This is a genomic window from Candidatus Edwardsbacteria bacterium, from assembly GCA_018821925.1.
GTDB lineage: Bacteria > Edwardsbacteria > AC1 > AC1 > EtOH8 > UBA2226.
Genome location: JAHJLF010000053.1, coordinates 1 through 12,890 on the forward strand (window position 1 = coordinate 1; position 12,890 = coordinate 12,890).

At 46.6% G+C, this 12,890-nt stretch carries 9 protein-coding genes; all 9 read right to left on the minus strand.

The window, feature by feature from the left end:
* Positions 1 to 418 precede the first annotated feature (418 nt).
* The 9 genes from KJ869_06125 to KJ869_06165 all read right to left on the minus strand — a co-directional run bounded on the left by KJ869_06125 (position 419) and on the right by KJ869_06165 (position 12,458).
* Positions 419 to 3,235: a PAS domain S-box protein gene (locus KJ869_06125; protein MBU1576769.1), complete on the minus strand. Its 2,817-nt coding sequence runs from the start codon at positions 3,233 to 3,235 to the stop codon at positions 419 to 421.
* Positions 3,236 to 3,866: 631 nt separating this feature from the next.
* Complete coding sequence (locus KJ869_06130; protein MBU1576770.1) at positions 3,867 to 6,149, minus strand: NACHT domain-containing protein; 2,283 nt, start codon at positions 6,147 to 6,149, stop codon at positions 3,867 to 3,869.
* A gap of 220 nt (positions 6,150 to 6,369) precedes the next feature.
* Positions 6,370 to 9,909, minus strand: coding sequence for an N-6 DNA methylase (locus KJ869_06135; GenBank protein ID MBU1576771.1), 3,540 nt, complete (start codon positions 9,907 to 9,909; stop codon positions 6,370 to 6,372).
* Positions 9,910 to 9,988: 79 nt separating this feature from the next.
* Positions 9,989 to 10,234 carry an HNH endonuclease gene (locus KJ869_06140; protein ID MBU1576772.1) on the minus strand — a complete coding sequence of 82 codons (246 nt, stop codon included), beginning with the start codon at positions 10,232 to 10,234 and terminating at the stop codon, positions 9,989 to 9,991.
* A gap of 85 nt (positions 10,235 to 10,319) precedes the next feature.
* On the minus strand, positions 10,320 to 10,646 hold the full coding sequence (locus KJ869_06145; GenBank protein MBU1576773.1) for a hypothetical protein: 327 nt from the start codon (positions 10,644 to 10,646) through the stop codon (positions 10,320 to 10,322).
* Between the two features lie 18 nt (positions 10,647 to 10,664).
* Positions 10,665 to 11,102 (minus strand): hypothetical protein, encoded by a 438-nt coding sequence (locus KJ869_06150; GenBank protein ID MBU1576774.1) that lies wholly within the window; start codon positions 11,100 to 11,102, stop codon positions 10,665 to 10,667.
* 162 nt (positions 11,103 to 11,264) lie between these two features.
* Positions 11,265 to 11,456 carry a hypothetical protein gene (locus KJ869_06155; GenBank protein ID MBU1576775.1) on the minus strand — a complete coding sequence of 64 codons (192 nt, stop codon included), beginning with the start codon at positions 11,454 to 11,456 and terminating at the stop codon, positions 11,265 to 11,267.
* 48 nt (positions 11,457 to 11,504) lie between these two features.
* A complete protein-coding gene (locus tag KJ869_06160) occupies positions 11,505 to 11,870 on the minus strand; it encodes a hypothetical protein (protein ID MBU1576776.1) in 366 nt (121 codons plus the stop codon).
* Between the two features lie 288 nt (positions 11,871 to 12,158).
* Positions 12,159 to 12,458, minus strand: a complete 300-nt coding sequence (locus tag KJ869_06165; GenBank protein MBU1576777.1) for a hypothetical protein — start codon at positions 12,456 to 12,458, stop codon at positions 12,159 to 12,161.
* Positions 12,459 to 12,890: the final 432 nt, after the last annotated feature.

Here is a 12,890-nt window from a genome sequence, read left to right on the forward strand (position 1 = left end):
CAGGCGCACCTTGCGGCCGATCTCCTTGAACTTCCGGGAATACAGGTCAAGAAAAGCATCGGCCTCCTCCGGGGTATTGATCTCATAATCATCGACAACGAATAGGATGTTACGCTCCCGGTCGTATTCAAAATTTACCGTCTGAGAAGCCATTTTTCGGTTCCTTTGTTTTTTGCGGGTTGATTTTGGCAGGTTGTTTAGACTACATGTATTTTAGGGGTTCTAAAGGGCGTGCCAGGGCCTGCACTGAGGAATGATTATAGCGCACTATGGCGCGCAAGCACGGCGGATCAGCCTATGGCTGAAAGTGCCATAGCTCTCGCTTACGCTACATGCTTGCCTTCCCTTGAGGGCCGTCCGCAGCAGCAGTTGCGTAGGAGGAAGCTTTGGCGTAGGTTGGGCGTAGTCGGATTCATTGTCAATTGTTCGTTGTCCGTTGCAACGCCTGCTGCACCCTTAAAAGCAGCTCGGCGCTGTGGTAGGGCTTTTGGATGAAGCCCAGCGCCCCGTCCTGTAAAATGGCCTGGGCGTCGCCGTCCTCGGAAAAGCCCGAAGACAAAAGAACTTTGACCTTGGGATTTATTTTACGCATTTGAGCAAAGGCCTCCCGCCCGTCCAATCTGGGCATTACCATGTCCATTATAACCAGATCGATATTCTGGTGTTGTCTGGAATACAGCTCCACCGCTTCCTGGCCGTCGGCGCAAGTCTGCACCTGGTAACCGGCGATCTTAAGGATTTGGGCGGCGATACTCCGGATCATTTCCTCATCGTCCACTATCAGAATGCTTCCGGTCCCCGCCAAATCGGGCAGAGCCTGCGGCTGGCCAAAATCCTGTTGCCCGGCAGGCAGGCCGCCGTACAACGGCAGGTAAAGCTTGACGGACGTGCCCCGGCCCAGTTCGGAATATACTTCTATCGAACCCCCGTGGTTCTTGACGCAGCCGTAGACCCCGGCCAGGCCCAGCCCGGTGCCCAGGCCTTTTTCCTTGGTGGTAAAGAACGGCTCGAACAGGTGGCGTTTGACTTCGCCGCTCATGCCGCTGCCGGTATCGTCCACCGAGATCTGGATGTAGGGCCCGGGCTCGATCTTGTAATTGTGCCGGCGGATGTATTCTTCGTCTAAGTTGATCAGGTCGGCGGAGAAGATCAGCTTGCCTCCTTCAGGCATGGCGTCCCGGGCATTGATGCCCAGGTTCATTAAGGCGTTCTCCAACTGGCCGGGGTCTCCCAGTATCACTGCGGGATTGGCCCTTAAGTGCTGTTCTATGCTGATCCGCCGGTCTATGGTGCTGCTTAAGATTCCCAAGGTCTCGGCGATGATCTTGTGAACATTGACCGGGGCCTTCTGGTACTGCCCCTTGCGGGCAAAGGCCAAAAGCTGTTTGGTAAGGGTGGCGGCGTGCCCCGAGGCTTTGATGATGTTGTCTACATATGACTCCAGCTCCTTCTGGCCGTAAACTTTAAGCTGCAGCAGCTCGGCGTTGCCCACGATGCCGGCCAGCATGTTGTTGAAGTCGTGGGCCACCCCTCCGGCCAAGTGTCCTATAGCATCCATCTTTTGGGCCTGCAGCAATTCCTGCTCCATCAGCTTGCGGTCGGAGATGTCCCGGTCAAAAGCCAGAATATATTTACGGCCGCCATATTCCAAAAGGCCGGCATTGTATTCTACTGGGAATTCCGTCCCGTCTTTCCTCCGGTGAATGATTTCTCCTTTGATCCACTCGCCTTTAAGGATTCTTTCCATTCTTTGGGCCGTTTTGTGGTGTTCGCTCGGAGAATCAAGATCGGAGATGTGCAGGCGGGATATTTCCTCTACCTTGTATCCGTGCATCGCGGCTGCGGCCTGGTTGGCCGCTGCGATCTTGCCCGCATTGGGGCCTTCGGCCTCCATGATGATGATGGCGTCCCCGGCCTTTTGGAACAGCGCCCGGTAGCGTTCCTCGCTTTCTTTCAGCGCATCCTCAGCCCTCTTATGTTCGGTGATGTCCTCGACCGTGCCTTCGTAAAATAAGACCTCCCGGTCCGGCCCCCGGATGCAACGGGCGTTTTCGCGCATCCAGATCGCCGAGCCGTCATTGCGCTTCCATAGTGACTCGTACCCGATGAGCTGGTCGCCCTGTTCCACCAGCCGCTTGAACACGGCCCGTTCATAACTAGGCGCATAGTCTTCCTGCTCCAGGTTGCGCCGGGCAAGATCCTCGAACGAAGCGTACCCCAGCATGCTGACCAGGGCCGGGTTGGACATCAGGATGCGGCCGCCGGGCGTGGTGCGGTAGATGCCGATGAAGGTGTTGTCGGCGAAACTGCGCAGCCGCTCCTCGCTTTCCCACAATGCCTCCTCCGCCCGCTTGCGGTCGGTGATGTCCTTGATGATATGGACGAAGGAAACGGTGCGCCCATCCGGGTCCTTGATGGGCCAGGCGTGCAGCGAATAGTACCGGTCATCCTGTTCGTATTCGCTAAACCCCTCGACTCCGGACTCCAAGGTCATAATGCACGGGCAGGCGATGATCGGCTCGGTTGTCCGGTGCACCAGCTCGTAGCATTTCCGTCCGATTATCTGCTCGCGGGGCAGGCCCAGCGCCTTGACCCCGGCGTTGTTGATGGATAGGAACTCATGACCGCTGGAAATCACGCAGACGATGTCCGAGATGGCGTCGAAAGTAGTGTTCCAATTCAGGGCCGCATATTTAAGCGCCTCTTCGGCCTGCTCCTTCTTTTTTCGTTCGGCCGCCACCTGCACCGACCAGAAACTGCTGAATATGGCGATCAAAAAGAAGAACGGTATCCTCAGCCAGAACGAAGGTTCGCCAAACATGTCCGCGCCGTACTTCTTGTAAACCAGCCAACCATACAACAGCGAAGTGACGATAGCCACCGGAAAGGCCCCGCCCAGGCTCTGGCCCACGCTGGACATGAATATGCTTAAAAAGTATATCAGGTAAAAATCGGTGTTGATGCCCTCGGCAAAATAGACCACCGCCGAGACGAATATGATGTCCAGCACGAACAGCACATAGACGAACCAGCCTTTCTCAAAATAGCGCTGGGGGATAAAGGAGATGGCCAGGTTCAAGACCAGGTAGATCAGCGACAGCAGATAATTGGGGCTGTTGAACTCCAGGCCCTTGGGGCTGTATGCCGCCATGAAGATCACCAGCAGCACCACTAACCAGCGGAGGATCAATACCGTGCTTTTGTGGTTTAAGGCCAGGCCTTTAAACTGCATCATATTTTAAAACTGCTTGGTTGTTTGGTTTAATTACCCGTCCCCTGTCACCTGAACGCTTTCCGCTGCACACCAATCATTGAGGATGCCCGCCCTACTATGCCTATCGCGGCAATCCACGACTAAGGATGGATTGCTTTCGCCCACTCTATTATGTTTAGCCTCTTTAAGTGCAGTAGCTTCCGCTTACGCTTCTTGCCTGCCTTCTTCTCCTCCACGCCTGCGGCTTGGTAGAAGATCAGGTCGCGGATGGATTGGACCTCTTGGCCGGACATTAATTGCCTTTATTTTTTCCTGCGGTTATACGGGCTTTGGTTAGTGGGCTTTAATGCGCTAGGTCATTCCGGCACTTCATTGCATTCAGTGTAGACTCCGGCAGGACCCCTGGCTTTTCTGCCTCACACAAAGCGACTTTTATTCTTTAAACTTTAAGCTTTGGACTTTGAACTTTATTACTTTAACCTGGCCTCCGGGGTTAGCCCTGGTGGGGGTGTTTTGCTTTGCAAGTTGTTTTAGCTATGGCGCAACTTGGCGGGGGTTGGCCTATACGCAGGCGGGTAGTGCTGGTGCGAGGTTGGGCCGGGGGTTGGGGTGGCGTGGCCAAGATTTCCAGGGTGTTTGTATTAAAATAAGGCTATGTTATCTTCAATTGCTTTATTGGTCTTTGGTGTAAAACCATCATACTATCATTGAGCGATTTACTCATTTTTACATTTCGTTTCATTTTCTTCAAATATTTCTTTATCGCCTCAGATTTATCATAGTCTTTCGTTTCATACAATATTCCAAATCCAACAGGTAGTGGAATTTCATCTTTATAATTACTAATCATAAAATCAAAAGGTTTTTCCATTTCTAATTCATGTGCAATAACTGCTGCAAAAAATAATGCGAAAGATTTCACCTGAGCGTCTTTTTGGGTATTATCATCGATCAATATGTTTGTATCCTCTAATGATTTTTGGAAGTATTCATAAGCATAACTATTTTTCAACACAATTGTGATAAACCAAAACAAATATATTTGTGAAACATTCGAAAATGGTGATTTTATTTTTGAAGCAACTATATCTTGATATAATATTGATGCCTCTATAAATATTTTATACAAATTATCTTGTACAATTTGATACGGGCTTGAATAACCAGCCATTAAATAATTTCCGACATTAGACAATCTAAACCATTTCTGTGGTTCATTCACTGGAACAACATCTATTATTTGTTGCAATATTGCGGGGCAGTCTTTATTTAATCCAACATAAAAATAATATATGTTTTGCCAATAATAATTAAAAGCACGTGTATCAATATCTAATATTTTACCTTTCGAGCACTTTTTTGCATATAAAAATTCCATAAATGTTCTGTGTTTAAAATATATTACATGCTTATCTACATCATTTACTAACAAACCAGACCTATTGACAATCTTATCATATAGCATTGATGGTTCAATTTCCATGTTCCTTTGGTTTAAATAACCACTAATCCTATCTTGGAATTCTACATTTGATAGCACAGGCAAACTATTTTCTATCATATAAACAGATAGATCCATTAATATATTTTCAGAAGCTTCATATTCTTTTTGCGATTGTAAACCTTTTTGAATATCCCATCTGCCAAGCATCAACTCAATATATTTATTAAACAATTCAGTCATATTCGCTGGCAAATCTTTCGAATTTTCATTTATTAAGTTTGCCAACAATATCGCAGCAATCGGACTCCTTGGTAATTCTTTAAATAAAACAGAATTTTTTAAATCTTCAATTATTCTACATGATATATTAATTTCACGGCAAATTGCGTTTAAAAATTCAACAACCCTAGTCATGCTTAACGATTTCAATTCATATAAAACGACTCTTTGCGTAATTTCCTTTTCAGCTTCAATGGAATTCAACTGCCTCGAAGCAAATACTGCTTTGACATTTTTCTTCTCGTAAATATCCTTCGTAATCCTTTTTAATATTTCAATATTTTGTTCAACGGGCAGATCTTTTTCATCAATTCCATCAATCAACAATAAGATATTGCTATCTTCTCCAAGGTTATCAATAATTTCCCGAGCTATTTGATTTTCAATTAATTTATTGATATTTGCTTCATATTTATCTACAAAGTCAGTATATGTACAAAACAAAGGGATTATTTTTTCATCTATGTATGCTTCACCATTTGAATATTTACAAACAATCTGCCTCAATAATTTAGATTTACCAGAACCCATACCCCCTTCAATGATGATTATTTTCTTTTGCGTTATGGCTTTATATATATCAATATAACTATTTTTATGTTTTTGTGAAGTATACTCATTTTCTCTTTCAGTTATGTCCTGCTCTATATATATTTTATTACTACAAGTAGGCAATAAATTTAAAGTCTTGTCTAATTCCTCATTTCTATATTTTATTTCAGCTAAATATAGACCTAACTTTAATGATATATCATACCAATAATTTGGCAAGTGTTTATCAATTAATTCGCTTAAAGTTTGCCCCTTAATAAACCTTATTTTATTAGCTTTAAATTTATTGTTGATTTTTTCTTCAGCATTTGCAGTTATTGTTGAATTTGATATCACCCATATTTCGGTAAGTTGTATCTTTTTTCTACCACCTTCAACATATCTTTCAAGAGAGCAACATTCATCAATTTGTCGTTCAACATCAGTAAAATCCATATGAATCTTACCAATCTTAGCTATTACACCTACGTAATCTGTCGTTTGGAATTGATCATTATATTGATGCAATACAAAATCCGCGCCCTTTTCACCAACACCGTGTGTGTAGTCGACATGCCGTATATTAGTTAGTTTTGTTAGTAGTTCATTGAGTAATGGATGGAATTCATTTATTTCATCTTTTATTTCTTCCAATTTTTTTCGTTTTAATGAGTATTCCATAAGATATTCCTTTTTATTAGTTAATAGAACTAAATCTTACTCTGCCTCCACCACTTTTTTCTCTGCCTCGTTCAGCCCGTACAACCTATACACTATCTCATTAATCTCCTGGTCTATTACGGCAATGTCCGCAGAGTGGCGTTGCCGCAGTTCCAGGGTTAATAAAGCCGGGATTAGCCCAGCTTGGTGTATTTATTTTTGTTAGTTTAAGTTAAGCCCCTTACACCCAATCCATCTCCAAACCGTGCTCTTTAAATATCTCTTCCGCCAGGTTCTGGGCTTGCTTGTGGTCGTGTGTGCCTTGGAACAGCCTGGTGATAAGTTTTTCCTTAATGCCCTTTAAATACCTACGGTATTCCTTAACGGCTTTGTTTACAACGATGGTTGTTTTAGGAACCTTAAGTACGTATACATTGGGTTTAACGGAATAGACCACAAAACGGGCTTCCTCCAAACTATCCACTTCGGTGACTTTTTTACCTTCTTGGTTTACGATGTCGTAAACGCCCAAAAACTGATGACCCACTTTTAAGGCCGTGCCGGGGACCGAAACATCTTTGGTTTTGTTAAGTTCTCTGGCATCCACAAAATCGTGTGGGAACTGCTTTAAGCCGTCGCCTATAATTTCTTCTTCGGCTACTTTCTTAATATCCTCGGCGGAAGCCTTTGGCCCGGCCTTGTTAGCTTTGCGCCGCATTTTGGGCAGTTCCAAACGCTCGGCCACTAATTGGGTAATGCCTTCGTATATTTTAGGCAAATATTCTTTAGCATTAAGCCCCAAAGCTTCTAATACCACGGCATCTAATTTTTGCCGGTCTTTTGATTTTACTTCTTCTGAAACAGATTCAATTCGCCGCACTTTCAAAACATTATATGCATCTATTATTTTTCCTTTAGCCTTTTCTGATATTTTTTGTATATCAGGCATAGGTATACTATTTTGCCAATCAGTACCTTCAGTTTTTGTGGCACCTTCACCTAAGTTTACCCTACTGTTCACTTCGCGTATTAGGGCATACAATGTTGAGTTCAAAACGGCGACCACCAAAGCGGCTTCTTTTTTAGCGACAAGTAACTCAAAAAGATTATGGTCAACATATACAGCCTGATGGTTGTGATAAATGACAAACCTTTGATCATTTATCATTGGCAAAAGAATATTACCTGGTTCTTTGTCGGTTAATGACCACCAGTATTTTCGGCCGGTAACGCTGGGCACTTTGGACCAAGCCATTCCGTTTTCCGTCTTTTGCTTTTCGCCCCATTCAATGTACTCCAAAGCCCCTTTATAACCCTGCTTTTTAAGTTCGGCCTTGCTTAGGTTGCAAATAAAGAGCAGATTCTTTAGCTTACTTTTGTCAATTACAATGCCTTCGGCCTCTTTGGGGCTTTTTATGACAGGTTTTAGGAATTCCGCTTCGATCTCACCCTGCCAGCCTTTAGCGTTTGTAACTTGTATCTTTTTATCCTTGGCCTTAGGTTTTTCGATTGGCTCAAGATAGAAGAATTCATTGATGCCCGTTGTATAACCACGCCTGAAGTCAGCCACATCTTTTAACGGGACCAGCTTGTCCTTGGCCTTATCCAAAATGTCAAAATAAACCTTGGGCGCCCGCAGGTATTTTCCCCACTTGTCCAACTGCCCTTTGGCTTTTAATTCATCTCTTAAGAACTGCTGTTTAACCAAGCGAATGGAAAAATCGTCATTCTCCACCGTTTCCACGCCGTTAAGCGTGCAATTAACCCGGCCGTTTTCTATTTTCAGGAACTTGCTTTCGGAGGTTTCTATCCGGCGGACCAGGGCGTCTATTTTATTCCACCTATCGCTTTCCTGCAAAACCAAATCGGGGAACGGTATCAGCTCGGCCAGTTTTTTGTTGAGCTTTACGAACTTTACGACGTTGTTGTCCCGTTTTTCCGGTTCCGGGCATCTTTCCAATATGGTAAATACGGTATTGACCGCCGCATCCTCAAACCAGGGCTCGGCCCAGGAAACCACCACCGCCACCACTTTAAAGTGATCCAACAGAAATTCTTTGAGCACGGAACCGTAGGAAACATCCAGCCAGGAATTGGAAGTGATAAAGCCCATCCTCCCGCCCTTTTCGGCAAACCTGGCGGCATGAGGATAAAGGTAGGTGTAAATGTCGGCCTGGCCGGAAAGCCGCAAACCCAAACTGCCGTCCTTGGCCCAGCGTTCGGCAACGCTTTGTTTGCCCAGATAATCGCTTTTGCCGAAATGCTCCAGGTCGGTGGGTCGTAATTTTTTGGCTTCAAACCAGGCCGGGTAATCGGCCAGCCAATCGGCCGCCATCGTTTTAACCAAAAAATCCTTGTAGCCTTCGTTCTTCTTCTCAATTATCTCCTGCCGGATAAAAGGGAAATTGCCGACCATGCCGCTGAATTGCGGTATTTTTATTTTGATGGGCGTAAATTGGTCGTTATCCACTTTGGGCGGCGGGAATTCGAATTCAAAGCCGGGATAAATGCTGAAAAAGTCTTTGGTATCCACATGGGGGAAATTGGTGTAATCACCGATTTTGTTTTTGAACAGGTTGATGGTGGCTAATTCCGCCGGGAAATGCGCAATGTCTATGCCCCAAATCTGGTTTAGCAATTCATGATGCTGTTTTTTGTTGCCCGAAAGCCAGTGTAACCGGGAATACAGGCGGTTTAAAAATGTGCCGCTGCCGCAGGTGGGATCGCAGTAATAACCTTCAGGGTTGTTTGCCACAAAGCCGATGATAAAATCCACCAAATCCTCGCGGGTAAAGTACTGGCCTAAAAGATGCCGCTCCTGCGGTGGTATCAGTTCCTCAAATATCTGGCCTACCACGTCCTCCTGCAACTGGCCGAAGTTGTATTGCTTCATATCCTGCAACAGTTCGGCCAAAACATCTTTTGAACTTTGAGGCACGCCGGTTTTTTCCAAAATGTCTTCTTCGAACACCGAATGCCAGTCAATGCGGCGGGCCGCCATAAAAGCCGACCGCAACAATTGCTCGACATCGGTTCCGGCTTCCACCTCCAGATCGGGCAGGCCTTTAAAGTGACGGCGGATGGTCAAATAAAACAAAAGTTTGCTGATCAACCGGTATGCCCATTGCCGGGACAAAGTAGCGTAGAAGTTTTCATCCCCGACATTGGCAATACCCTGGGTAGTGGCCCACTGTTCTATGGAATGTTTTAACTCGCGGTCGCGTATCTTTATTTTCAGATGCTCGGCAAAATGGGTGTGCAGCTTATGAACGCTGTCGTGCAGCAGTTTAACAAAGAAATGTTTATCGGGGATAAAATCATGCAAATGCCCCCTTTGGTCTAATTCATTGATGTCGGCAATAAACTGCTGCAAATGGTTTTTAAGTTTTAGTTTTACATCCGCGCCCATCCAGCCGGCAATGTCCGAGATAACATAGGTGCTGTAACTTTTCACCTTATTCAGTTTCTGATCTTCAAAGGTATATAAAACCGCCTCGTCAAAGTTCCAGGTTATGCCGTATTTAACATTAAGATTCAACGCCTTTTCCAGAAAAGTATCCAGATCTTCAATCATGCCTGGCTGTTTTATTTCCATATAAGCAAAGGCCTCGCCCGCTGCCCGATTTTTCCAAAGCACAATATCGGGAAAGAGGGTTCGGCCCTGATTCTTAACGCCGGTTTCCGCCAAGGCCTCCTTGAACGGGTGGGCGCCGGTCTCGGCCATGCGGTTTAACTGTTCACACAGCCAGATTGCTATTTCGCGTTCGTTGGATTTAGGCATAATATCTTATAATTTATAAGCGTATAGTTTTATTATTAACTATACGCTTTTTAGGTTTTTAAAGTCAAGCATAATTATATTAGAAAGTTGTCTTATGACAATTCCAACAAAGTATCTCACAATTAGAAAGCGTATCGGCCCCGCCGCTTTCAACGGCCACCTTATGGTGCGCTTCCCAAGCACCAACACCACTTTCACGGCCTCTGTTTTCCCAGGTAAGCGTTTTGTTACACCGCCCGGTATGCCCATGTGTGGTTCTTTGGCATTCGCATTTGCCCCCGGCTCGTTCCCAAGCCTCTTTTACGGTTTCTTCTGAAAAAGCCATTTCCATTCTCCTTTTAATTTTTTGTTTTATCGTTTTCCAGCCGCCCCAAAGCTGCCTTGTTTATTTACCTTATAAGTCAGACCAATTATTTAGGTAAGAGCTTGTTTATAATGGCATCTATCAGCTTGTTCAAAACAAATACCCCTATCCCGGTGATAAGCTTATCCATTTTCCTCCGCTTGAAAATGCTTTGGGTATTAACCCATTGTTTCATCTCAAACTGGAGATTCTCCACGGTTTTCCTGTACTCATCCGGTATCATCTCGCCGGAGGCAAATTGGGCGGTATATAACTTAAGCCTGGCAGCGTACTCTTCCCCTTTGTCTTTAAGCACCGCCGGGCATTGCTTCAGCATATCTTCGAATTCCCGGTATTCGGGGATCTGTTTCAGGTTATCGCCTGCTCCGTTCATCTTTGCATCCTTTCAGTTTTATGGATTGACCGGCGAGCCTTTTCGGGCCCTCTCGCCGTTGATGGCGGCATCATAATCGTTATACACCTGCTCCTTGATGTTGTTTACAAATGCCGGAGAAAGTGGGTACCGGGCGGTCTCCAGATCCTTGATATTCTTATCGTAGTGATCCTTAATCGTTCGGAATGCATTTTTACGCATATCGTCATTGTCAAGCAAGCCGTTCTGATGGTTCATTGCTCCCCGGTAGATATCCTGCCATACTGTCTGTTTGTTATCAAAACCGCCGGCATCCAGCACCTGCATGGTGGCGCAGGTGTCTATAACCGTAATGTGGGCCTGCTTTAAATTTTCCAGGTGCTGGACAGTGGCGGCATCGTATGGCGCCAGCTTGCACCCGCCGATCAGCAAAAATAGCGAGATCGTCAAAGTGATAAAAGTTATTTTCCTGAACATTCCCCGCTCCTTTTTGTTTTAGTTTTATCGTTTTCCCAGCCGCCCCAAAGTCGCCTTGTTTCCCATTCACCGCCATCGCCACCATTTTCGCGTATTTCGCGGGCAACCACCCCTAACCCCTTGCAATACAACCTTTTTCCCTTTGGAAATCTCCGGTTTTTCCTAAGAAATCTCCGATATTTCCCGCCGGATCGGGTCCCTTTCCTTTCCCTTCCGCCCCATTTCTTGGGAAAAATACCTTTTTACCCCGGAAATGCACCCCATTACCCGAGGGACCGGCTCCCTCACCTGGGAAAAATGCCCCATCCCATTTACCGCCGGGCGTTTTACCCCTTCCGGCAGTTCTTTGGCCATGGCCAGGGGATCCCTGTCCTTTGGGAGGAAGCCGGTTTCCTTTACTTTTTAGGCTCTGACCGTCCGTTTGCCGCGGGCCTTTTCGTTGACCATCTGGCCCCTGAGCTGTTTTATCCTTAAGGCCAGCGGGGCGTTCTTGCCTATCACCCCCACCATGGCGTCGGCCAGGGACGAAGCCTGCACATAGGCGGCATCCAGCGACTTGGTGGCTTTGTCGGTGGCCTTGACCAGTTCGGCCTTTAGGGCCTCCTGCTTCATGTCGTCCTCCACCGAGGTTTTGAGGGCCGCGTTCATGGCGGTCAGCTTGACGCTGGGATCGAATCCCGAGGCCTTCAGGCCGGCCAGGTTGTCCTTCAGCATCTGGGCCATCATCTGAACGAAGGCCGATTTCTGGGCGTAGGTTAAACCAGGCATAGGTCTCCTTTTGTTGGGTTGTTATTTATTCCGGGCGCCGCCCGGGTTGTTTGCATCGCGGATACGACACGGCGTCAGTTTAAAGGCATGGGGCAGGTGTTACAAAAGAAAGGCAACGGTGTCTTTAGGTCCTGGTTTCCCTCTTCCGAGGGAATGACATGGCGGGTTTATTGGTATGTCCCGGGCGAAAGACCTTTCGCCCCTACGTTATTCCCCCTCCCGGAACCTGTCCTGAGGTATGCATATATGTGTCTGTCGAAGGATTGGAGGGGGTCAGGGGGAGGTCAGTCAAAAACACAAATGTAAAACCTCGCCGCACTTGGGACAGGTGGGCTTATCGGCTATTTTATCGGAGACCATATACCCCAGCCCGGTGCCGGCCACCAGGCCCATCACGGAAAACGGCACGGCGGCCGGCAGGCCGCCTCCCCGGGAGGCGATCCCCAGGGATAAACCGGCCAGGCCCCCGGCTATCCCCAAAACCAGGGCGCTACCGGTGGTTATGATGGTGCGCCCCTTATAGCTCCGATAGGCAAAAACATTGGTGCGGCAATGCGGGCATATTATCTGGGCCATATTTTTCATCATGATCTTCCCTTCAGTCATTTTATATATTTTATGAAATTAAAATCAATATCACCCCGTTCCCCGCCTTCGGCAATTTTGCCGTACCAAACATAAGCCGGTCGTTTTGGCTGTGCCAAAATGATCGGCCGGGGTATGGCTTGCCCACCTAGATAAGCACCCTGCTAATGGCGGGGGGCGGTTGGCGGCATCGGACATCGGATAAAAAGACATGCCGCAAATAATGGATCCTATCACCATGTTTTCTTTTCTATCAACATTAGCTGGAGCGCCCCCAGGACTTCTCTTTGTTACTTTCTCTTGGTCACAAGAGAAAGTAAGGCAAGAAGCTTATCACCTGTCTGTTCTTTTTCTTTTTTGTGCCGCACCTCTCCCCTACCCCTCTCCTAAAGCATTAGGAGAGGGAAGGGTGAGGTCAAGAGAAAGTAAGTCAGG

Excerpts from the sequence above, each read along its gene's own strand:
- KJ869_06135 (MBU1576771.1), bottom strand. The coding sequence starts at position 9,909 with ATGCCTAAATCCAACGAACGCGAAATAGCAATCTGGCTGTGTGAACAG.
- KJ869_06150 (MBU1576774.1), bottom strand. The coding sequence starts at position 11,102 with ATGTTCAGGAAAATAACTTTTATCACTTTGACGATCTCGCTATTTTTG.
- KJ869_06145 (MBU1576773.1), bottom strand. The coding sequence starts at position 10,646 with ATGAACGGAGCAGGCGATAACCTGAAACAGATCCCCGAATACCGGGAA.
- KJ869_06165 (MBU1576777.1), bottom strand. The coding sequence starts at position 12,458 with ATGATGAAAAATATGGCCCAGATAATATGCCCGCATTGCCGCACCAAT.
- KJ869_06125 (MBU1576769.1), bottom strand. The coding sequence starts at position 3,235 with ATGATGCAGTTTAAAGGCCTGGCCTTAAACCACAAAAGCACGGTATTG.
- KJ869_06140 (MBU1576772.1), bottom strand. The coding sequence starts at position 10,234 with ATGGCTTTTTCAGAAGAAACCGTAAAAGAGGCTTGGGAACGAGCCGGG.
- KJ869_06155 (MBU1576775.1), bottom strand. The coding sequence starts at position 11,456 with ATGGCCAAAGAACTGCCGGAAGGGGTAAAACGCCCGGCGGTAAATGGG.
- KJ869_06160 (MBU1576776.1), bottom strand. The coding sequence starts at position 11,870 with ATGCCTGGTTTAACCTACGCCCAGAAATCGGCCTTCGTTCAGATGATG.
- KJ869_06130 (MBU1576770.1), bottom strand. The coding sequence starts at position 6,149 with ATGGAATACTCATTAAAACGAAAAAAATTGGAAGAAATAAAAGATGAA.